20 protein-coding genes and 1 riboswitch are annotated in these 21,823 nt (G+C 67.5%); of the genes, 17 read left to right on the top strand and 3 right to left on the bottom strand.

Annotation, left to right across the window (positions count from 1 at the left end; all coding sequences use genetic code 11):
* The first annotated feature begins 19 nt into the window (after positions 1-19).
* The gene (locus WIT60_RS10775; protein WP_339583927.1) at positions 20-1,018 is read left to right on the top strand and encodes a GGDEF domain-containing protein; all 999 of its coding nucleotides are present in this window, start codon (positions 20-22) and stop codon (positions 1,016-1,018) included.
* A 363-nt stretch (positions 1,019-1,381) separates the two neighbouring features.
* Here WIT60_RS10775 and WIT60_RS10770 read toward each other — a convergent pair whose 3' ends face one another.
* Positions 1,382-1,711, bottom strand: coding sequence for a cell division protein ZapA (locus WIT60_RS10770; RefSeq protein WP_339583926.1), 330 nt, complete (start codon positions 1,709-1,711; stop codon positions 1,382-1,384).
* Positions 1,712-1,716: 5 nt separating this feature from the next.
* On the bottom strand, positions 1,717-1,953 hold the full coding sequence (locus WIT60_RS10765; RefSeq protein WP_339583925.1) for a cell division protein ZapB: 237 nt from the start codon (positions 1,951-1,953) through the stop codon (positions 1,717-1,719).
* A 61-nt stretch (positions 1,954-2,014) separates the two neighbouring features.
* Positions 2,015-2,264, top strand: a riboswitch (cobalamin riboswitch).
* Between the two features lie 74 nt (positions 2,265-2,338).
* On the opposite strand from WIT60_RS10765, the gene WIT60_RS10760 reads away from it, so the two are divergent.
* From WIT60_RS10760 to WIT60_RS10685, 16 genes are all read left to right on the top strand, one after another.
* On the top strand, positions 2,339-4,201 hold the full coding sequence (locus tag WIT60_RS10760) for a TonB-dependent receptor domain-containing protein (RefSeq protein ID WP_339583924.1): 1,863 nt from the start codon (positions 2,339-2,341) through the stop codon (positions 4,199-4,201).
* A gap of 25 nt (positions 4,202-4,226) precedes the next feature.
* Positions 4,227-4,784, top strand: a complete 558-nt coding sequence (gene cobU / locus WIT60_RS10755) for a bifunctional adenosylcobinamide kinase/adenosylcobinamide-phosphate guanylyltransferase (RefSeq protein WP_339583923.1) — start codon at positions 4,227-4,229, stop codon at positions 4,782-4,784.
* Positions 4,785-4,791: 7 nt separating this feature from the next.
* Positions 4,792-5,691, top strand: coding sequence for an ABC transporter substrate-binding protein (locus WIT60_RS10750; RefSeq protein ID WP_339583922.1), 900 nt, complete (start codon positions 4,792-4,794; stop codon positions 5,689-5,691).
* Entirely contained in the window at positions 5,688-6,671 is a 984-nt protein-coding gene (locus WIT60_RS10745) for a FecCD family ABC transporter permease (RefSeq protein WP_339583921.1), read from the top strand. The genes WIT60_RS10750 and WIT60_RS10745 overlap by 4 nt, the downstream gene beginning before the upstream one ends.
* Positions 6,668-7,498, top strand: coding sequence for an ABC transporter ATP-binding protein (locus WIT60_RS10740; protein WP_339583920.1), 831 nt, complete (start codon positions 6,668-6,670; stop codon positions 7,496-7,498). The genes WIT60_RS10745 and WIT60_RS10740 overlap by 4 nt, the downstream gene beginning before the upstream one ends.
* Complete coding sequence (locus WIT60_RS10735) at positions 7,495-8,820, top strand: cobyrinic acid a,c-diamide synthase CobB (RefSeq protein WP_339583919.1); 1,326 nt, start codon at positions 7,495-7,497, stop codon at positions 8,818-8,820. The genes WIT60_RS10740 and WIT60_RS10735 overlap by 4 nt, the downstream gene beginning before the upstream one ends.
* The gene (locus WIT60_RS10730) at positions 8,810-9,277 is read left to right on the top strand and encodes a hypothetical protein (RefSeq protein WP_339583918.1); all 468 of its coding nucleotides are present in this window, start codon (positions 8,810-8,812) and stop codon (positions 9,275-9,277) included. Before WIT60_RS10735 ends, WIT60_RS10730 begins: the two co-directional genes overlap by 11 nt.
* Entirely contained in the window at positions 9,274-9,633 is a 360-nt protein-coding gene (locus WIT60_RS10725; protein WP_339583917.1) for a DUF2149 domain-containing protein, read from the top strand. The genes WIT60_RS10730 and WIT60_RS10725 overlap by 4 nt, the downstream gene beginning before the upstream one ends.
* Entirely contained in the window at positions 9,633-13,694 is a 4,062-nt protein-coding gene (gene cobN, locus WIT60_RS10720; RefSeq protein ID WP_339583916.1) for a cobaltochelatase subunit CobN, read from the top strand. Before WIT60_RS10725 ends, cobN begins: the two co-directional genes overlap by 1 nt.
* A 10-nt stretch (positions 13,695-13,704) precedes the next feature.
* Complete coding sequence (gene cobO / locus WIT60_RS10715) at positions 13,705-14,274, top strand: cob(I)yrinic acid a,c-diamide adenosyltransferase (protein ID WP_339583915.1); 570 nt, start codon at positions 13,705-13,707, stop codon at positions 14,272-14,274.
* Between the two features lie 6 nt (positions 14,275-14,280).
* Positions 14,281-15,240: an adenosylcobinamide-phosphate synthase CbiB gene (cbiB, locus tag WIT60_RS10710; protein ID WP_339583914.1), complete on the top strand. Its 960-nt coding sequence runs from the start codon at positions 14,281-14,283 to the stop codon at positions 15,238-15,240.
* A gap of 1 nt (position 15,241) precedes the next feature.
* Positions 15,242-16,309: an aminotransferase class I/II-fold pyridoxal phosphate-dependent enzyme gene (locus WIT60_RS10705; protein WP_339583913.1), complete on the top strand. Its 1,068-nt coding sequence runs from the start codon at positions 15,242-15,244 to the stop codon at positions 16,307-16,309.
* Positions 16,306-17,811 carry a cobyric acid synthase gene (locus WIT60_RS10700; RefSeq protein ID WP_339583912.1) on the top strand — a complete coding sequence of 502 codons (1,506 nt, stop codon included), beginning with the start codon at positions 16,306-16,308 and terminating at the stop codon, positions 17,809-17,811. Before WIT60_RS10705 ends, WIT60_RS10700 begins: the two co-directional genes overlap by 4 nt.
* A 78-nt stretch (positions 17,812-17,889) precedes the next feature.
* Positions 17,890-18,963 carry a nicotinate-nucleotide--dimethylbenzimidazole phosphoribosyltransferase gene (cobT, locus tag WIT60_RS10695; protein ID WP_339583911.1) on the top strand — a complete coding sequence of 358 codons (1,074 nt, stop codon included), beginning with the start codon at positions 17,890-17,892 and terminating at the stop codon, positions 18,961-18,963.
* Between the two features lie 22 nt (positions 18,964-18,985).
* Complete coding sequence (locus tag WIT60_RS10690; protein ID WP_339583910.1) at positions 18,986-19,855, top strand: adenosylcobinamide-GDP ribazoletransferase; 870 nt, start codon at positions 18,986-18,988, stop codon at positions 19,853-19,855.
* 10 nt (positions 19,856-19,865) lie between these two features.
* The gene (locus WIT60_RS10685; protein ID WP_339583909.1) at positions 19,866-20,504 is read left to right on the top strand and encodes a histidine phosphatase family protein; all 639 of its coding nucleotides are present in this window, start codon (positions 19,866-19,868) and stop codon (positions 20,502-20,504) included.
* Here WIT60_RS10685 and clsB read toward each other — a convergent pair.
* Positions 20,468-21,823, bottom strand: coding sequence for a cardiolipin synthase ClsB (gene clsB / locus WIT60_RS10680; RefSeq protein WP_339583908.1), 1,356 nt, complete (start codon positions 21,821-21,823; stop codon positions 20,468-20,470). The two genes, WIT60_RS10685 and clsB, sit on opposite strands and share 37 nt — an antisense overlap.

Below are 21,823 nucleotides of genomic sequence, written 5' to 3'. Positions count from 1 at the left end.
CTTCATCCCACAGGTTTCCATGTCCGACTCACCTGCCTCCGTCGTCCTGAACAGCGGTGCCGTGCACCAGGCGGTTCTGAGCGCACTGGATCAACTCGGGCTGGCCGTGCTGGTCAAAGACCTGAATTCGGGGCGCTATGTGTATGCGAGCGAGGCTGCCTCGCGTCTGCTGCACGCCGGAGACGACCAGCTCGAAGGCGCACAGGACGCCGACATCTTCGACGCCACACAGGCTGTGGCCTTGCGCGCGGCCGACGTGCAGGCCACCTCCATGCCCAATGGCCTGCGCTCCGAGCACCGCATGGAGCTGCGCGGGACGCGTCGCGATTTCCGGGTCTGGCGCCAGCAGGTGGCGCTGGACGGGCGCAGCGATCCCCATTTGCTGTCTGTCTGGCAGGACATCACCGATGTGCACCAGCGTGAGGCTCAGATTGCCCAGGCGCTGGCGCAACTGGAGCAGCAGCAAAAGGCCAACGATGCCTTGCGCCGCGACATGGAAGACAATCAGGTGCGTGACGCGGCCTCGGGTCTCTACCACAGGGTCCATTTCGATGAGCAGTTGCGGCGCGAAGCCGATCTGTCCAGCCGCGAGCAGCGTGAATTCGCGCTGGTGGCGATGGCGATCGACAACATGGACGAGATCCGGCGTCTGCATGGCGTAGAAGCCTGCGAGCGCGTGGTCGAATCGCTGGGGCGTCTGCTGCGTGCCAACACCCGTGCGATGGATTCGCCGTGCCGCCTGGGCGGCGACCGTTTTGTCGTCTTGCTGTCGGGCATTGGTCTGGCCACAGCGCATGCCCGCATGGAGCAGTTGCGCCGTCAGTGTGCCGAGCACATCGTGCCCTTCAACGGTCAGCAGATCCCGTTCACTGTGTCGATGGGCGTGTCGAGCTTCCCGCACACGGCCGGCATCGTTGACGAGCTGCTGCGCAGTGCCGATCGTGCCTTGTCCAGCGCCCGTGACAAGGGTGGCAACCGCATCGCGCTGGCGAGCATCCAGTTCGTCCCGGCGGCCTGAACGCCTAGGCGCTCGCAGGGGCGCCGTCCGACCCATGAAAAAAACGGCCAGATCCTGTTGCAGGGTCTGGCCGTTGTCGCATGAGGTGTTCGCCGCGCACTGGTTGCCGCATTCCTGAACCCAGGTGGGATTCAGGTGGGCGAGGTCAGCAGCACTTCGGGTTCATCTGACGCGAGACGATCACGCCCGCGCAGCAATGTTCCAAGCCCTGGCTCCAAGAGCATCGGTTCAAGGAAATCAAAGCAACCACGAACGCGACGAACGATTTCATTCTACGGCGAATCGCTCGGGGCGTCCGTGCAAATCGCACACACGCCACACTGGCACCACAGGGGTGGGGGCGGCCGCCGTCGGGTTGCGCGGTCAGAGCAGGTGGCCGTCGCTGTCGAGGGCCTGGTCCAGACGCTGGATGAGCTGATCCAGGTACTCCGGTGCGGGCAGGGCGTCGGATGGTGTGTCCGCTGCGGCCTGGGTCACCGTCGGGGCCGGTGGCTGTCGATCGGTCAGGATGTAGGCCAAATTCAGCGCAGCCAACACCGCGATGCGCTCACGGGCCTTGAGCTTGCCGGTGTCGCGGATGGCGCACATCTCTCGGTCCACCTGGGCCACGGCTTCACGCAAGCGCTCTTCGCCACCGTCGGGGCAGCCCAGCAGGTAGCTCTGCCCCATGATGGAGACTTCAATCTGTTTCATGGTGATCAAGCCTTGGGCAGGTCATCATCGGGGTCGGCCAGCACCGCGCCGGCCACCTGGGGCAGCTTGTCGATCAGCGCGTCGATGCGCGAGCGGGCTGCCGACAGGCGTGCTCGCAGCGAGTCACGCTCCTGCGTGGTCACCGTCAATTGCTGCTGGAGCAAGGCATTGGTGCGTCGCAATTCTTCGTGGCGCAGCAGCAGGCGCTCGATGCGGTCCGTGAGTTCGTCGATTCTGGACATTGAGGGGCGTCAACCTGAGGTGGGGTGCGAGCGGCCAGGACAAGGCAAACATTGTAGGCGTCTTACAATGGCGCCTGTTGGTGCTCGCGCCGGGGTTCACTCGGCGCAGTTAAACGGGAAGCAGAAGGGGTGTTCGTGTCCATGGCACCACCCCGAACTGCGCTGCCCCCGCAACGGTCGGCGATCGAGTCGCCGGGTTCATCCCGGCTCCTCCGCTTGTGCTCTCTGCCACTGGGTCTGAAACAGACCTGGGAAGGTCTCACAGGTTGCAATCGCCTAGCCCGGATACCGGCCAGCAAGGGACAGGTCCACCTGAGGTGGACCTTGTCGTTTCGCCCATCGCTTGCGGGGACGCAGGCCGGGCACTTGTATCTTGATTTCCATCATGTTTTGTGTGAACTCGGTGCGTGTGGCACCTGGGGTGCGTTCGGCCTTGGCCGTGGCGTGTGGCGTGGTTTTGTCTCTGTTGCCGTCCATGGTGTGGGCGCAGGACGTGGTAAGCGACGTGGTGGTGACCGCCAACCGTGAACCCCAACCACTCCACAAGGTGATGGCCGATGTGTCGGTCATCACGCGGGACGACATTGAGCGTCACGCAGGGGCGGGGGTGGCCGATGTGCTCAAGACCCTCCCGGGTTTTCAGATCGTGCGTAACGGAGATGTCTACGGCACGTCCAGCGTCTACTTGCGCGGCGCGGAGTCCCGGCACTTGCTGGTGTTGGTCGACGGGGTTCGCCTGGACACCCAGTCGGGTTCGGGTGGTGCGACGTGGGAGTCGCTGCCTTTGTCGGAGATCGAACGCATTGAGGTGGTGCGTGGGCCTGCCAGTGCCATCTACGGCTCGGACGCCATTGCCGGCGTGGTCCAGATCTTCACCCGCAAGGGGCAGGGGGCGATGCGGATGACGTTGGGCCTGGGAGTCGGCAATCGAGGGCTGACACAGGGCGATGTGAGTCTGTCAGGGAGCGCCGGTTCGTGGTCGTACAGCCTCGGCGGGACGCTGTCGCGGGCTTCGGGCTTCACCGCACGCAACAACACCAAGGCCGGCACCCGCGCGTCGGACGATGACGACTACCGTGCGAGCAGCGCTCACGCGCGTCTCGGGTATCAGTTGTCGGCGCGCCAGAGCTTCCATGTGAACCTGCTGTCGCAACACAGCAATGCGGGTTACGACGCGTCGGTGAGCAGCAAGTTTGATGACCGCAGCATCCATGATCTGGACACCGTGTCGGCCGCCTGGGTGGCGCAATGGCTGGATGCCTGGCGCAGCACGGTGACGGTGGGGCAGTCCACCAGTCGCTATGAGACAAGGCCTTCCGTCTATATCACACGCACCGAGGTGCGCAACGGTTCGTGGTCCAACCAGTTCAGCTGGGGGGAGCATACCGTGCGGGCCACGCTGGAGGGCCGTGAAGATCGCTTGAAGAACACCTCTGTGCCGGCCGACCGGGATGTGCAGCGGGCGGGTGCATTGGGGCTGGGTTACGACTGGCAGGGGCAGGATCTGAGCGTTCAGACGTCGATCCGTGAAGACCATCACAGCGCATTTGGCCAGCATGTGACCGGCTCCGTCGGGGCCGCCTATGACCTGAGCGCGCAGTGGCGTGTGCGGGGTTCGTGGGGCACCTCGTTCCGTGCGCCCACGCTCTACCAGCGCTTCAGCGACTATGGCCAACCCAATCTGCGTCCGGAGCAGGGCCGCACCAGTGAGTTGGGCTTGCAGTACCACGCGGGTAGCGCGCAATGGGGTGTGACGGTGTTCAACAGCCGCGTGAATGACCTCATCAACTACAGCGATGCCGGCGTGTGTGTCAGCACATACGGCTGCTATCGCAATGTGGGCCGCGCGACCCTGCGAGGGGTCGAGTTGAGCGGGGCCGTTACTTTGGCCTCGGTGCGCTGGACGGGGTCGTTCAATCTGGACGACCCTCGTAACGCGGAGACGGACAAGCTGCTGGCGCGCCGCTCGCGGCAGCACGGCAGCGTTCGCGCCGAGACCAGCTGGGCTCAGTGGATGTGGGGCGCGCAGATGCAGTGGGCCGGAGCGCGCTTTGACGACGCCAGCAACAAGAATCGCTTGGGTGCCTATGTCTTGTGGGGTGTCGACGCGCAGAAGGAGCTGACCCAGAACTGGAAGCTGATCTTGCGTGTGGACAATCTGACGGACAAGCGTTACGAGACCGCCCGCACCTACAGCTCGCCGGGGCGCACGGTCTTTGCGGGTCTGCGCTGGACGCCGGATCTGTGAGCCTGAGCACCGCAAGGAAACCAGCATGAGTCATCACCTGATCGTGGGCGGGCAGCGCAGCGGCAAGTCGCGTCATGCCGAGCGGCTGGCGCTGCAATGGCTGACCGCCTCGCCCGAGCATCGCGTGACGGTGGTGGCCACGGCCGTGGCCTGGGACGACGAGATGCGCGCGCGCATCGCCCGTCACCAGGCCGAACGGCCGGCCGGCATGACCACGGTGGAAGAGCCGCTGGCGCTCAGCCGTGTGCTGCGTGAGCAGGCCGCGCCGGGGCGACTCCTGCTGGTCGATTGCCTGACCCTGTGGCTGACCAACTGGTTGATGCCCGCAGAGGGGCAAGCGGATCAGGCTGCCTGGCGGGCTGAACGCGAGGCCTTGCTGACCACCTTGGTGGCGCTGCCGTCTCCGGTGGTGTTCGTTTCCAACGAGGTGGGCTGGGGGATCATCCCCTTGTCGCGCGAGGTGCGTGCCTTTGTCGATGAGCTGGGTTGGCTCAATCAGGCCGTCGCGCAGCGTTGCACCGATTTGACCTTGATGGTGGCCGGGCAGCCCTGGACCAGGCCCGTCATCGCTTCGCAAGGATGAGCACCACATGAATCCGATCTTGGCTGGGCTGAAACGGCGCCTGCTGGCGGCCGTCCTGGCGCTGGGTGCGGTGTGCAGCCATGCCGCCCCCGTGACGGTGACGGATGACCGCGGCGTGACGGTGAACTTGCCGGCGCCGCCGCAGCGCATCGTTTCCTTGCTGCCATCCTTGACCGAGACGGTGTGCGAGTTGGGTTCGTGCGCCCGCGTGGTGGCCACGGACCGCTATTCCAACCATCCGGCATCGGTGCGGGCGCTGCCCAAGACAGGCGGGCTGGACGATGCCAACATCGAAATGATCGTGGCGCTGAGGCCCGATGTGGTCTTGCTGGCGGTCTCATCGCGTGTGACGGACCGGCTGGAAGCGCTGGGCCTGAGGGTGGTGGCGCTGGAGCCCAAGACCTACGAAGACGTGCACCGCGTGGCCGCCAAGGTGGCGCAGCTGCTGGGGGCGGGGGCTGCCGGTGAGCGCCTGTGGCAGCGCATGGAGGCGCAGGTGAACAACGCGGCCCGTCAGGTGCCGGCGCAGGCGCGCGGCCTGCGCGTGTACTACGAGGTGGACAGCGCACCCTACGCGGCAGGCGAGTCTTCCTTCATCGGTCACACCTTGGCCCGCCTGGGGCTGGTCAACATCGTGCCGGCCAAGTTGGGGCCGTTTCCCAAGCTGAATCCGGAGTACATCGTGCGTGCCGATCCGCAGGTGATCATGGTGTCGGCGCGTCATGGCGGTACCTTGCCGGGGCGGCCGGGCTGGTCCGGCATCCGTGCGGTCAAAGACAAGCGCATCTGCGCGTTCTCGGCCGAGGAGGGCAATGTGTTGTCTCGACCCGGTCCGCGCATGGGTGAGGCCGCTCAGATCATGGCGCGTTGCCTGAAGGGTGTCGTACCGTCAGGGGGCGCACGATGAGGTGGTTGGCCTGGGCCGGCGGGCTGGTGGTGCTGTCCTTGCTGTTGTGCGGTGTCGGGCTGTCCGTGGGCAGCACAGGCTGGTCTCCGCCGTGGCAGGCCCACGATGACCCGCTGGCCTGGCAGATTGCCTGGGATATCCGTGCGCCGCGTTGCGTGGGCGCTTGGTTGGCAGGGGCGTTGCTGGCCCTCAGTGGGGCCATTGCCCAGGGGCTGTTTCGCAACCCGTTGGCCGATCCTTATTTGTTGGGCAGTTCGTCGGGGGCAGCCTTGGGCGTGGCCTTGTTCCTGGGCCTGGTTGGCGTCAGTCCGGTAGCGACGGGCATCCTGGTGCGCATGGGGCTGACCGGCGCCGCCTTCGTGGGGGCTGTGCTGGCGGTGTTGCTGACCCTGGTCTTGTCCAAAGGCGTGCAGCACACGCTGCGTCTGTTGCTGGCTGGTGTCGTGGTGGGTGTGGTGCTGGGCGCCTTGACGGCGCTGATCATGCTGCTGGAGCCGGACATCATGCGTGCCATGCAGGCCTTCATGCTGGGTACGACGGGTTTTCTGGGCTGGGACAGCGTCATGATCCTGTGGCCCATGTTGCTGGTGTCGCTGCTGGTGGCCTGGGGCTGCAGCCGGGCGCTGGACGCGCTCAGCCTGGGGGATACCGCCGCCATCAGTTTGGGTGTGCGACTGGGTCTGGTGCGGGTGCTGCTGGTGGGGGCGCTGGCGCTGTCGACCGGCACTGCCGTGGCCCAGACCGGTTTGATTTCGTTCGTGGGCCTGGTGGCGCCGCATCTTGTGCGCAGCCGGGTGCAATCCACGCAGGGTCCACGCCTGGTTCTGTCGGCGCTGGCCGGTGGCATCTTGCTGCTGGCGGCTGACATCCTGGCGCGCTGGGTGTGGGCGCCGCTGGAGCTGCCCGTAGGCTTGCTGACAGCGGTTCTGGGCGGCGGCTACCTGCTGTGGCGCATGCACCGCATGGGGGGCACGTCATGACGACCGCATCTGCCGCTGTGTTGAACGTGGCCTTGAGCGCGCGCATCCAGTCGGTGCGCTTGCAGGGCCATGCCATCCTGCATGACATCCGCCTTGACGTGCCGGTGGGCCGCTGGGTGGCCATGGTCGGCCCCAACGGCGCGGGCAAGTCCACCTTGCTGCGTACCTTGGCCGGCCTGCAGCCATGTCAGGGCGAGGTGCAGTTGTTGTCGCGTCCACTCGCGCAGTGGGCGGCCAAGGCCAAAGCCCAGCGGCTGGCTTGGCTGGGGCAGGCTGAAAGTGGTGCCGATGACCTGCTGGCCATCGACGTCGTGATGTTGGGACGCCTGCCGCATCAGGCCTGGCTGGCGCCGCCCTCGGCGCAGGACGAGGCCGCCGTGCAGGCCGCGATGCGGCAAACCCAATGCTGGGACTGGCGCGATCGCCCGATGGGGCAGCTGTCGGGGGGCGAGCGCCAGCGTGTCCTGCTGGCGCGGGTGCTGGCCGTGCAGGCTCCCATCGTGCTGATGGACGAGCCCCTGGCCCACCTCGACCCGCCGCATCAGGCCGACTGGCTCGACATCGTGCGCGAGCTGCGCGATGCAGGCGTGACCGTGGTGAGCGTGCTGCACGAACTGAACATGGCCTTGCAGGCCGACGAGCTCATCGTGATGCGGCAGGGGCGCGTGGTGCACCATGGCGACACGCACGCAGCGGCGGCGCACCAGGCCTTGCGGCAGGTGTTCGACGACCGCATCGACCTGCACGCCGTGGGCGGACATTGGGTGGCGCTGCCGCGATCGGCGCAGCGCCCGGATTCTGATTGCTCTGACAAGGTGACAACGTGACCTCCTCCCAGATTTCCTGCCCGGCGCTGCTGGTCAGCGCACCGGCTTCCGGGCAAGGCAAGACCACGGCCACCGCGGCGCTGGCGCGCTGGCATCGGCAGCAGGGGCGCCGCGTGCGTGTATTCAAGACGGGCCCGGATTTTCTGGACCCCATGATCCTCGAGCGGGCCAGCGGTTACCCGGTCTACCAGCTCGACCTGTGGATGGGCGGAGAGGCGCATTGCCGTGAACTGCTGTGGCAGGCCGCCCAGGAGGCCGACCTGATCCTCGTCGAAGGGGTGATGGGCCTGTATGACGGCATGAGCTCCAGCGCCGATCTGGCCATGCGCCTGGGGCTGCCGGTGATGGCGGTCATCGACGGGTCCTCCATGGCGCAGACCTTTGGCGCCATCGCCTACGGCTTGGCGCATTACCGGCCCGGGCTGCAGTTTGCGGGCGTGCTGGCCAACCGCATTGGCAGCGAGACCCACGCTCAGATGCTGCGCGAGAGCTTGACGGAGGGGCTGCGCTGGTTCGGTGGCTTGCCGCGAGACGAGGCCATGGGCATGCCCTCGCGACATCTGGGCCTGGTGCAGGCCGACGAGGTGGCGGACATCGACGCGCGGCTGGACCGGGCTGCCGAGGCCTTGGGGCGCCTGAACCCGGAGATGCCGGAGCCCGTGGTGTTCACCCGGCCCGCTTTGCCCGAGTCGCAGACCGTGCGCGCCCGCAGCCTGGAAGGGGTGACGGTGGCCGTGAGTCGCGACGAGGCCTTTGCCTTTTTGTACCGCGCCAATGTCGACACGCTGCAGGCGCTGGGCGCGACCGTGGTTTATTTCTCGCCCTTGCACGACCCGGCTTTGCCCGCCGCCGATGCGCTGTACCTGACCGGCGGCTATCCCGAACTGCATTTGGCCGCGTTGTCTGGCAACAGCGCCATGCGCGAGGCGATGGCCGCGCACCAGGCTCAGGGCAAGCCCATCGTGGCCGAGTGCGGCGGGATGCTGGCCCTGCTCGATGGTCTGACCGACCACAGCGGCCAGCGCGCGCCGATGTGGGGGCTGGTGCCGGGCGAGGCGAGCATGCAAAAGCGTCTGGTCAATCTGGGCATGCATGGCGTGACCTTGCCCGAGGGGGCAGTGCGGGGGCACACCTTCCATCACGCCCGCATGCAGTCGGATCTGGTGCCGCTGGTGCAGACCGAGCCGCAGCGCCTCAATGGTGCGCCGGAAGCGGTCTACCGCATCGGGCGCCTGCACGCCTCTTTCCTGCATTTGTACTTTCCTTCCAACCCCGCTGCGGTGGCAGCCTTGTTTTCGCCGGACGTGAACCATGTGGATTGAATCGGGTTTCTCGCAGGTCGCGCAGTCGCTGCTGTGGCCGGTCTTGGTGCTGGTGGGGCTGAGTTTTGCCTATGCCGTGTGGCTGGCCGGTCGCACAGGCATGGAGGCGTGGCAACGCTGGCGTCAGCCGGCCTATGCAAGCTTGCCCCGCGATGCCAGCTTGAGCATGGATGAGCTGGAGCTGGCCGTGGTGCGTCAGCTGGAGCCGATCCGCCTGCTCAGCCGGCTCAGCCCGATGCTGGGCTTGATCGCCACCATGATCCCCTTGGGCCCCGCGCTGCAAAGCGTGGCAGCAGGGCAGGGTCAGCAGGCCTTGTCGGTGTTCAGTGGGGCCTTTGCCGGGGTGGTGCTGGCGCTGGCGGCGGCCAGCCTGGGCCTGGCCATCTATTCGGTGCGCCGGCGTTGGCTGCTGGCCGAGTTGCTGGCCGTGCGCAAGGCCCGGGGTGAGGGCGCATGAGCTTGAAGCACATCCACCTGCTGGCTGAGGACGATGACGATCCGATGCTCTCGGCGGTCAACCTCGTCGACGTCTTCCTGGTGCTGGTGGTGGCCTTGCTTACCGCGGTGGCCGCCCAGTCGAGCAGCGTCACGGCCGAAGACCGGGTCACCATCATCAAGAATGCCGGCTCGCCCGACATGGAAGTGATCGTGCGCGAGAACGGTCAGGAGGTGAAGTTCAAGGGCGTTGGCCAGGCCGGGGCCGGGCAGGGCGAGCGCGCGGGCGTGGCCTACAAGCTCAAGGACGGTCAGATCGTGTATGTGCCGGAGCCTGCGGGCAGCCGGTCCTCGGGCGCGGCGGTGGGAGCCCCTTGATGCGTTGGGCCTGGGCGTGTCTGCTGATTTGGCTGGGGAGTGTGTCTGCCGTGTGGGCGCAGGTGCCGCAGCCGGCAACCGTGTTGTGGCTGACGGGCGAGATCACGCCGGCTCCGCGCACGGCGCTGATCCAGCAGCAGGCGCAGGCTCTGGGGCTGTCGGTGCAGCACCTGGACTTCCCCTTGCGCGGGCCGGCCGAGCTGCCCGATGCCGAGCGTACCGCGTTGACGGCGGCCTTGCAGCGCGCGGCCATGGTGTGTGTGGACGCGCCGCACGCATCGGTGCTGACGCGCCTGTCGCGCTTGTTGCGCGGACCCTTGCAGGGCGTGCACGTGCCGGTAGTGTGGGTGTCGCCGTCAGAAGGCGAGGAGACCGTGAGCGCTGCCGCGCCTTTGCCCTCTCGTCTGGCCGCGTATCTGCGGGCCGGTGGTGCACAAAACACCCGCTCGGCCATGATGCTGGCGGCGGCTCACTTGCGAGGTGAGCCTGAGCCAGACGTGTCCGCGCTCCAGGTGTGGCCGGCGAGCGGCCTGTATCACCCGGATGCGCCCACCTGGATGGCCAACGCGGCCGACATGTCACGCTGGATGGCCACGCAACCGGGCCTGCGCGATCGGCCGACGGTGGCCATCCTGGTGCACCGTTATCACTTCGTCAATGGCAGCACGCCTTGGCTGGATCAATGGGTGCGCCTGTTCGAGCGGCAGGGCCTGGCGGCGTATGCGGTGTTCGGCCAGCAGGTGGACGTCGCCGGTTTGCGCACGCTGCTGGGTGTGCCGGGGCAGCCCGATCAGGCGATGCCGCGTGTGCTGGTGTCGCACCAATTGCTCAGTCAGGGTGCCGCCCTGCAGGGGCTGTTGGCGCAATGGGGAACCCCCTTGCTGTTGACCCAGCCGTATCGCTCAGGCGATGCGGCGGCGTGGCAAGCCGACAGTCAGGGCCTCTCGCCCACCGATGTGCCTTTCTACCTGGCGCAGCCCGAGGGGGCGGGGGGCATCGATCCCATAATGGTGAGTGCGCACGCGGAGCAGGGCCGTCGCGTTGACCTGATCCCTCGGCAAGCAGAGGCGGTGGTTGCCAAGGCACGACGCCTGATCGCCCTGCAGACCCGCCCGGCGGCGGACAAGCATCTGGTCGCGATGGTGTACAACTACCCGCCCGGTGGCAGCAACTTCGGGGCGTCCTTTCTGAATGTGCCGCGCAGCCTGGAAGTCGTGTCCGGCGGTCTGGCGCAGGCCGGCTATGACACCCGGGCCGTGCCGGAGCCAGAATGGATCGACGGTTTACGGCCTTTGCTGGCCGCGTACTACCCGCAAGCCGATCTGGGCGAGCTGCTGGCCAAGGGGCAGGCCGCTGCCTTGCCGGTGTCTCAGTACCTGGCCTGGTGGCGTCAATTGCCGGCGCAGGTGCGACAACGTGTCGAAGCGCAGTGGGGGCCACCCGAGCGCAGCCGCTATGTGCGCCTCTGGCACGGTGAGCCGGTGTTCGTGATCCCGCGGCTGCAGGTGGGCAAGCTCAGTGTTTTGCCCCAGCCGCCGCGTGAGGAGACCCTGCACATGGGGCAGAACCCCTTCATGCACCGCAGCAAGACGCCCCTGTCTCACCACTATCTGGCGGTGTACCTGTGGGCCCGTCAGGCCGATGCCTTGATCCATTTCGGGACGCACGGCACGCAGGAGTGGGCACCGGGCAAGGCACGTGGCCTGGACGTGTGGGACGATGCCCTGCTGCCTTTGGGCGACGTGCCCGTCATGTATCCCTACATCGTGGACAACCTCGGCGAAGCGCTGACGGCCAAGCGCCGGGGGCGCGCGCTGATGCTCAGTCACCGCACGCCCTCGTTCTCGCCCACCGGCTTTGCGGCGGGCATGGCCAGCATGCACGAGCTCATGCACGAGTGGGAAATCGTCGATGCCGGGCCCACCAAGGTGGCGCTGGAAAAGGCCTTGGTCGATCAGTTTGTCGCGCACCATCTGCACAGCGACCTGGGGTGGAGCCGTGAAGCCATCGCGGCCAATTTCGCGGCCTTTCTGGAGCGCTTGCATCCTTACCTGGATGAGCTGGCCCAAAGCGCGCAACCCAAAGGGCTGGCCGTGTTTGGTCGCGCGCCCGATGCGTCACAGCGGCAGCAGACCATCCTGCAGGCATTGCGCAAACCCTTGATCGAGGCTTTGGGGGAAGACATCGACGAGGTCTTCCTGATCAACCACGAGACCTTGACCACCTCGCGGCCTGCGCGCTGGTTGCAGGTGGCTTTGGTGGACGCCGACGCCGCCAGTCATCTGGACTTGCGCTCGGACAAGGTGCAAGGCCCAGTGCCCAATCGCGCAGCGCGCCAGCCCATCGACCAGGCGGCCTTGCGTCAGCTGGCCGAGCGCGCGCAGGCCCTGGACCGCTTGCTGCAACGCGAAGGGGAGATGCCGGGTCTGCTGCGGGCCCTGGAGGGGCGGTTCATCGAGGCGGCCTATGGCGGCGATCCGGTTCGCAACCCCGAGAGCTTGCCCACGGGCCGCAACCTCACCGGGCTGGATCCCAGTCGCTTGCCCACCCGCCACGCGTATGACGTGGCCCAAGGCCTGTTTCAGGAGTGGCTGAAGCAGTATCGGGCCGAGCATGGTGGCCAGGCACCCACGCGTCTGGCCTTGTCCTTGTGGGCGGGGGAGACCCTGCGTCATCAGGGCATCATGGAGGCACAAGCCCTGGTGGCGATGGGCGTCAAGCCGGTGTGGGATGACGCGGGGCGGCCCACGCGCTTGCAGCTCATCCCTTTGAGCGAGTTGCAGCGCCCACGTGTGGACGTGCTGCTGAGCATCACAGGGTCCTACCGCGACCAGTTTCCGGCGCTGATGGCCTTGGTGGACCAGGGCGTGAGGCTGGCCTCGACGGCCGAACCCGGCAATGCCCTCGCGCGCAACACGGCGCAGGTCTTGGGCGAGCTGCAGAGAGCGGGCATGGGTGAGCCCCACGCTCAGCTGCTGGCGCAGGCCCGTGTGTTCGGCAACCTGATGGGCGACTATGGCACCGGCATTGCCGACGCGGTGCAGTCCGACCAGCTCCAGCGGGACGACGCACGACTGGGCGACCTGTTCTTGCAGCGCATGAGCCAGCCTTATGTGGACGGGGTGCCCCTCACCGATGTGCCCCGGGGGAGTGCAGTCCAGGCCTTGAGCGCCCATCTGCGTCAGACGCAGGCGGCCTTGTTGTCGCGCAGCTCCAACCTGTTTGCCATGGTCACGTCGGACGACCCCTTTCAGTACCTGGGTGGCTTGGCGGCGGCGGCCCGCAGTGCGGGCAAGCCCGGTGATCTGGATCTGTATGTGAGCCAGTTGCACGATGGCAGCGAGGTGCGCACCGAATCGGCTCAACGCGTGATGGCGCTGGAGATGCAGGGGCGCTATCTGCATCCCGGCTGGCTGCAGGCCCAGAAGCAAGAGGGCTACGCCGGGACCTTGCAGGTGCTCAAGGCCCTGCAGTTCACCTGGGGCTGGCAGGTGACGGCGCGCGGCATGGTCCGCCCCGATCACTGGCAAAGTTTCTATGAGGTCCTGGTGCAGGACAAACACAAGCTGGGCGCGCCGCAGTGGCTGCGCACCCATCCGCAGGCGTATGCGCAGTCGGTCGAGCGCCTGGTGCAAGCGCAGCGCATGGGCTACTGGCAGGCTGACGAGGCCACCCGCCAGCATCTGGCTGCCTTGTATCGTGAGCTCACTGCAGCAGCGCCGCTCCACAGTGAGCTGCGCGGCGCGACCCAGTGGGTGGCAGACCAGTTGACGGTGCCCTCGCCAGGGATGGTGCCCGGTCATGCCGGGCGGTCGCCGCCGACCGTGGGGCCGCAGGCACCTCGTGCCGCCGAGCCGACCCCGCCACCTGCCGCCTCGCCGCCTCCGGTGGGCATCCTGTTGCAGCGCCAGGATCCTCCTGGTCCCCTTGCCCGTCATGCCGAGCGCATGACGACTTTGCTAGTGTGGGTGTTGCTGGCCTTGTGGTTCACGGCCGGGGGGCTGTGGCAAGCTCGCCGCCATCCCGCACCCGCGCCAGCTCTCTTGACTCCCTCTGTCTGAAAGCCTGTCTATGGAAATCGAAAAACCTCCCGTTGACCGTCAGGTCGAGAAACCCGATGGTGACCGCCGTGGCCTGATCCTCATCAACACCGGCGACGGCAAGGGCAAGAGCACCGCGGCCTTCGGCCTGGCGCTGCGTGCCCATGGCCGTGGCAAGGCCGTCAAGATCTACCAGTTCATGAAGGTGCCCAGCGCCCGCTTTGGCGAGCACCGCATCTTCGAGCAGCTCGGCGTGCCCATCGAAGGCCTCGGCGATGGTTTCAGCTGGAAGAGCAAGGACCTGGAGCACTCCGCCCAACTCGCTCGCGATGGCTGGGAGCGTGCGGCCGCCACCATCCTGGCCGGTGAACACTTCCTCGTCGTGCTCGACGAGATCACCTACCCGCTGCGCTACGGCTGGTTGGACCTGGACCGGGTGCTGGACGTGCTGCGCACGCGCCCCAGCCATGTCAATGTCGTGCTGACCGGCCGCGGTGCGCCGCAGGAGCTGGTGGACCTGGCGGACACGGTGACGGAGATGAAGCTCATCAAGCACCACTACAACGCCGGTGTGCCGGCGCAACGCGGCATCGAGGACTGAGCCTCGATGGACTGGTGGGCCGTCAGCCTGTGTGCCATCCCGCTGGCGCTGGTCATCGACCGGCGCTGGGGGGAGCCGCCGGTGTGGCTGCACCCGGTGGTGTGGATGGGGCGCTACCTGGGGGCGCTCGGGCCACGCCTGTGCGCCTTGCCGCCAGCCAGCGCCTTCGTGGGCGGCATGCTGGCCTGGGCGCTGGGCGCCTGCCTGGTGGTGGCCTTGGGCTTGGCCGTGGAGCTGATGCTGCAATGGGGGGGGCTGCTGCTTGGCGCTGACGCACTGTGGACCGCTGTCGTACAAGCCGTGTTGCTCGCCTTGGTTCTCAAGCCCATGTTGGCGTGGCGCATGCTGCGCGACGAGGTCGCTGCGGTGGAGCAGGCCTTGGCCGAGTCCCTGCCAGCGGGGCGGTCGCAACTGCAGCGTCTGGTCAGCCGAGACGTGGCTGCCTTGGACGCCACCACCGTGCGTGAAAGTGCCATCGAGACCTTGGCCGAGAACCTCAATGACTCAGTGGTGGCCCCGCTGTTCTGGTTTGCTGTGGGAGGCTTGCCCGCTGCCGCGCTGTACCGCTTCGCCAACACGGCCGATGCGATGTGGGGCTACCGCGGTCGCTACGAATGGGCGGGCAAATGGGCGGCGCATGCCGATGACGTGGTGTCGTGGCTCCCTGCGCGCCTCACGGCAGTGTTGCTGGTGCTGATGTCCGGGCGCCGCCTGTCGTGGTCGACCTTGCGCCGACAGGCCGCGCAAACGCCGTCGCCCAACGGGGGGTGGCCCATGGGGGCCATGGCCCTGCTGCTGGGCATACAGCTGCGCAAGCCCGACGTGTACGTCTTGCATGCTGATGGCGTGCTGGCGCAGCCCCAGCACACGCGTCTGGCCCTGGTCTGGGCAGGGCGCGCAGTGTGGGCGGCGGCTGTCTGGAGCGCCTTGCTCCTGTGGGGCATCGCCCTGCTGAAGGGAATGTGAGATGAGTGATGCGGTGACCCACGGGGGGCCTGACAGCGGCCCGGCGGTGCAATGGGATTTTTCCAGCAACGCCAATGTGCGGCTGCAACCAGCCGCCCTGATGCAGGCCCTGGCCGAGACAGATCGCTGCGCTTATCCCGACCCGAGTTATGCCGCCCTGCGTGCCGAGCTGGCCGCAGCATCCGGCTGTACGCCTGACGTGATCGTGCCCACCTCGGGCAGCAGCGAGGGTATCCGGCGCCTGACCCTGGCCGCGATGCTGCACGGCGTTCAGGAGGTGTGGGTGCCGCAGCCCGGCTATGGCGATTACGCCGCCGCAGCCAGTGCCTTGGGCCTGTCCGTGCGGCCATGGGTCGACGCCATGCAGGCGCTGGCCGAGCTGGCTTGCACCACGCCGATCCTGTGGTGGTTGTGCGAGCCCTGCAATCCCACCGGGGCCAGCTTGCCGGCGTCCTTTTGGCAAGCTCTGCAGGCCGTGCAGGCGCAGGGCGTGCCACTGATCGTGGCGATCGACCGGGCCTATGAACCCTTGCGCCTGATCGGTGCCGATCCGGTGCCCGATGAGGTGGCTCAGGCGTGCTGGCAACTGTGGTCGCCGAACAAAAGCTGCGGTCTGACAGGGGTGCGCGCCGGGTGGATGCATGCGCCGGACGGCGGCCATGCGACCTGGGGCCCGACGGCGGCTCAGGTCGACAGCCTGGCGCCCAGCTGGGTGCTCTCGGCCGAAGGGGTGACCTTGCTCTCACACTGGCACCGTCCCGAGGTGCAGACCTGGCTGGCCGAGTCGCGTCAGCAACTGGCGCAGTGGCAAGCATCGCAAGCTCAGGCCTTGACCGAGCTGGGCTGGGTGCATCGTCCGGGCAGCGTCACGCCCTTCATGCTGAGTCGCCCGCCCTTGCGCTCGGCCGCGCAACTCCCTGAACTTCTGGCGGCCCTGCGCACGCGTGGCATCAAGCTGCGTGATGCCAGTAGCTTCGGCTTGCCCGGCTGGGTCCGCTGGCGCGCGCACGAGCCCGCCGCCGCGCGTGCCCTGTGTCTGGCCTTGCGCGACATCGAGGTGGCCGCATGAGCGCACGTGCCGTCATGGTGCTGGGCACCACCAGCGGAGCGGGCAAAAGCTGGCTGGCCACCGCCTTGTGCCGCTGGTATGCACGCCAAGGCCTGAAGGTGGCGCCCTTCAAGGCCCAGAACATGAGCAACAACGCCCGGGTCGTGCCGGGCCCCGACGGTCGGCTCGGCGAGATCGGCAGCGCCCAGTACTTCCAGGCCTTGGCGGCCGGGGTGACGCCCGATGTGCGCATGAACCCCGTGCTGCTCAAGCCGGAGAAGGACACCGCCAGCCAGGTCGTCGTCATGGGCGAGGTGCGCGACGACCTGCGCCGTGTCCCGTGGCGTGAACGCAGCGAGCACCTCTGGCCCCATGCGTGCGCGGGCTTGCAGTCCCTGATGGCCGATCACGACCTGGTGGTGATCGAAGGCGCCGGCTCGCCCGCCGAGATCAACCTGCACAGCAGCGATTACGTGAACATGCGCACCGCCCTGGCCGCGCAGGCCGCGTGCCTGCTGGTCACGGACATCGACCGCGGCGGCGCCTTTGCTCACCTGTACGGCACACACGAGTTGCTGACCGAAGACGAGCGTGCCCTCATCCGCGGCTTCGTGCTCAACCGCTTCCGGGGCGACGCCACCTTGCTGGCGCCCGGCCCGCAGCAACTGCAAGCGCTGACTGGTGTGCCGACCGTGGCCGTGTTGCCCATGTGGCGCGGGCACGGCCTGCCCGAAGAAGACGGCGTGTTCGACGACACGCCCACCGGGCCCGGGGCGCCGGACGCAAACAGCACACGCCCCATCCTGCGCGTGGCCGTGATTGCCTATCCGCGCATCAGCAACCTCGATGAATTCCAGCCGCTGCGCTCGGCACCGCACGTGCGCCTGATCTGGGCACGTCACCCCGCCGAACTCGACGACGTGGACTGGGTGATCCTGCCCGGCTCCAAGCACACCACGTCCGACCTGGCCTGGTTGCGCGCCCAAGGGCTGGACGCCGCCCTGCATCGCCATGTGCAGCGCGGCCGCGCGGTGCTGGGCATCTGCGGTGGCCTGCAGATGTTGGGACATACATTGAGTGACCCTGAGGGCGTCGAGCAGGGCGCCCCCGGCGAGGTGCCCGGCCTGGGCCTGTTGGACGTGCACACGCGCTTCGACACGAGCAAGCTGCTGAAAGCCACCACCGCGCGCTTTGCCGATGACCTGGTGGCTGTCCCAGCCTGGGCGTCCCTGGCGGGCGTGCCCGCCACCGGCTATGAAATCCACCACGGCCGCACCCAGGCCTGTTCCGCCCTGGCGCGACCGGCGCTGCTGGACGCCAGCGGACAGTGCCTCGGCTGGCAACAGGGCCAGGTGCTCGGCATCTACCTGCACGGCTTGTTTGAGTCTGACGAGGCATTGCATGCGCTGCTGGGGCAGGGCGTTCCGGCTCTGTCACAGGTGTTCGACGGCTTGGCCGACTACGTGGACCAGCACTTCACGCCCGGTGTGTTGAAGGCCTTGCTGAAGCCCTTGCCTCCCTGACGGGGACGAATGCGTCATCCATCGCAGGCTTGCACGCCTGCAACTGACTCACACGTTCACTTCTCACATCGCTTCATCATGACTTCTTCCTCTCTGACGTTCGCCCCTATCGCCGACCTGAACGACGCCTTCCTGTCCGACCGACTGCACCACGTCATCGACCGCAAGACCAAGCCCATCGGGGCCCTGGGTCGCCTGGAGGCCTTGGCCCATCGCATCGGCCTGGTGCTGCGCAGCGAGCAACCCCGCCTGGTCGATCCGCAGATGGTGGTCTTCGCCGGCGACCACGGCCTCACTGCCCGCGGTGTCTCGGCCTACCCCAGCGACGTCACCTGGCAGATGATCGAAAACTTCCTCGCCGGTGGCGCCGCCGTCAGCGTGCTGTGCCGCCAGCATGGCGTCGCCATGACCGTGGTGGACTGCGGTGTGGCCCATGACTTCACACCGCGCCCCGGCCTGCAGATCCGCAAGGTGGCACCCGGCACGGCCGATTGCTCCGCGAAAGCCGCCATGACCCCCGAGCAGTGCGAGGCCGCCGTGCGCCACGGCCAGGACCTGGTGCGCGGCCTGCCTGGCAACGCGCTGCTGCTCGGCGAGATGGGCATCGGCAACACCTCCAGCGCCTCCTTGCTGATGGCACGCCTGACCGGCGAGTCGCTTGACCTATGCACCGGCCGCGGCACCGGCCTCAGCGACACCGCGCTCGTCCACAAGCGCGCCGTGCTCAACGAAGTCCTCATGCGTCACCCGGCTGCCCAGTCTCCGCTGGAGGCCCTTGCAGCCTTCGGCGGTTTCGAGATCGCGCAGATGGTGGGCGCCGTGCTGCAAGCCGCCGCCGAGAACCGCGTCATCCTGGTCGACGGTTTCATCACCACCAGTGCGGTGCTGGTGGCCGCCCGCCTGCAACCGCTGGTGCTGCAACGCTGCGTGTTCTCGCACCAGTCCGACGAACCCGGTCATGTGATCCTGCTCGGCCACCTGAAGGCGCAAGCCCTGCTGCAACTCGGCCTGCGTCTGGGCGAGGGCTCAGGGGCTGCGCTGGCCTGGCCCCTGCTGGAGTCGGCCTGCGCCATCCTGCGTGACATGGCCAGCTTCGACGCCGCCGGTGTCAGCGATTCCGAGTCGGATGCCGGCCAGTCTCAGGCGCAGTGAGCAAACCAGGCAAGATGCCCCCATGCGTTTCCTAATCCACGAAGTCCGCCTGTTCCTCATCGCCCTGCAGTTCTTCACGCGGGTGCCCGTGCCCGCCTGGGTGGGCTACCACCCGGACTGGCTGCAGTCCTGTCAGCGCTACTTCCCGCTGGTCGGGGCGCTGGTCGGCTGTGCTGGCGCCTTGATGCTGGCCTTGGCCGCCAACTGGTGGCCGCCACTGGTGGCGGTCATCTTGTCGATGGCCTTCACCATCTGGCTCACCGGCGGCTTCCACGAAGACGGCTGGGCCGACACCTGCGATGCCCTGGGCGGCAGTGTCAGCCGCGAGCGTGCGCTGGAGATCATGAAGGACTCGCGCATTGGCTCCTACGGCTCGCTCGGCCTGATTCTGCTGCAGGGGCTCAAGGCCGCCACCTTGAGCTCCCTGGCCACGCCGGTGGTGAGCGAGCTCAACAACGCCCAGAGCAGCCACATCCACCAGGTGCTGCTGGCTTGGACCATGATGGCGCTGATCTGGTGCCACACCGGCTCCCGTCTGATGGCCGTGTGGCTGATGCGGCTGCTGCCCTATGGGGGCGACCTTGCGCATGCCAAGGCCAAGCCCCTGGGCCTGCAGGCCAGCTGGGGGCAGGTGATGGCCGCCACGGCCTGGACCTTGGTCGTCGCCGGACTGATGTGGCTGTGGCTGGCCCAGTCGGGCTGGCCCACGGGCACCTTGACGATGGCCTTGGGGCGTGCGGCCCTGGCCATGCTCATCGGTGCCATCGTGTGCTGGCGCTGGTTCAAGCGTCGCCTGGGCGGCTTCACCGGCGACACCCTGGGTGCCACGCAGCAGCTCACCGAGGTGATGGGCCTGCTGGCCTGGCTCACCGTCATCCATCCGATAGGATGAGGCGGCCAGCATGACGATGATCGCGCCCCACGTGGTCGCCTGGCGTCACCCACGGCCCATCGGTGCCGAAGGGCGCTGCATCGGCCGCACCGATCTGCCGGTGGACCGTCGCAAGGCCAAGCGTCTGGCGCATCGCATCCGGCAGGCGGCACGCCGCCATGGCTGGCCGCGCGTCGTGCACAGCTCGCCATTGCAACGCTGCGCCGCCGTCGGCCGACAATTGCGCCGCTGGGGCTGGCGTCACCACATCGACGACACGCTGCTGGAGATGGACTTCGGTGCCTGGGATGGTCTCCACTGGCCGCAGATCGCGCATGCCGACGTCGACGCCTGGTGCGGTGATTTCGCGCACCATGCGCCCGGCGGCGGCGAAACCTTGCAGGCCATGCTTCACCGCGTGGCTCAGGGCCTGGTGTGCTTCACAGCGCAAGACGATCTTCCGTTCCAGGCAGAGACCTGTGCCGAAACAGCCCCCCGCTTGATCATCGCCCACGCAGGCTGGATCCTGTCGGCCCGATGGGTGACCCGCTACGCCACCGCACCGGCTCAGCCCAGCCAATGGCCGGCTGCACCCCGCTATGGCGAATGCTGTGTCCTGCCGGCGGCTCCGCTTCAGTACCGTCCGGTCGACCCCGCCAGCCGCAGGTAAGCCTTCGCCAGAAAGGCCACCACTGCCCGGCGCACCCGCGTCCGCCGCCGTCGGTCGTTCAGCGTGCCTGGCGGCGGCACCTCGCGGCTCTGTGCAAAGTCGGCCTGCAAAGACTGGGACAAGGTGCGCACAAAGCCTCGGTCGCGCACGATCAGGTTGCCCTCAAGGTTCAACACCATCGACAGCGGATCGAGGTTGGACGACCCCACCGTGGCCCACTCTTCGTCCACACACAGAACCTTGGCGTGCAGGAACGCCGGCTGGTATTCGAAGATGCGCACGCCCACCTGCTGCAACTCGTCGTACAGCACCTGCGCGGCGATGCCGGCGATGCGGTAGTCGAGCTTGCCCTGCAGCAACAGGCGCACCGTCACGCCGCGCTCGGCCGCCGCACGCAGCGCCCGGCGCATGGCGCGCCGTGGGTAGAAGTAGGGCGTCACGATGTCGATGCAATGACGCGCCTGCACAATGGCCCGCAGGGCGGCCTGCTCGATCGTGCGCCGCTGGCGCAGGTTGTCGCGCAACACGAAGGCGCTGCGCATTGGCTCGGCGTTGTCGCCATCACCGATCAGCTGCGCCTGTTCTTGCGGGCTCAGGCGCAACAGGGCGCTTTGCCACATCTGCTTGAGGCGCTGCAGGCGGTGCGGATCCTGCACCCACTGGACCAGGTCGTCGCGCCAGTCGCGGCCAAACTGGGCCCGCGTCCACATGGCCCGGATGGTGTGCAGCACCGGCATCACCACCGGCCCCTGCACCGACACCGCATAGTCCAGGCGCGGGTTCTCCGACCAGCCATGGCTCAGATCGTAGTGATCGTCGATCAGATTGATGCCGCCAATGAACCCCACGGCATCATCGACCACGCACAGCTTGAGGTGCATGCGCCGCCACTGGCCCGCGTCCATCAGCCCCCACAGCCAATGCAGCGGCTTGTAGACCACCAGCCTCACCCCCGCGTCTTCAAGCGCTCGCCACAGGCTTGCAGGCGCATCGCGCGAGCCCACGCCGTCCACCACCATCGACACCTCGACCCCGCGCCGGGCCGCCCTCATCAGCGACTGCAGCACCGCGCTGCTTTGACCCAGCGGCGACACGATGTACAGCGCCATCCACACCGACCGCTGTGCCTGATCAATGCGCTCGCACAAGGCGGGGAACAGGGCGCGACCGCCCTGCAGCAAGCTGACCTGATTGCCGCCGGTGAACACCGGCTTGCGCTGCGTGTACCAGGCCAGGGCCGCCAGCCAGCCTTCGGGTGGGTGGTCGCTGTGTTCGACGACGCCTGGGGTCCAGTGATCCTTGTCCGGCGGACGACTCAT

Source organism: Aquabacterium sp. G14 (genome assembly GCF_037482285.1).
GTDB lineage: Bacteria > Pseudomonadota > Gammaproteobacteria > Burkholderiales > Burkholderiaceae_C > Aquabacterium.
This window is presented reverse-complemented; position numbering and strand designations above follow the sequence as displayed.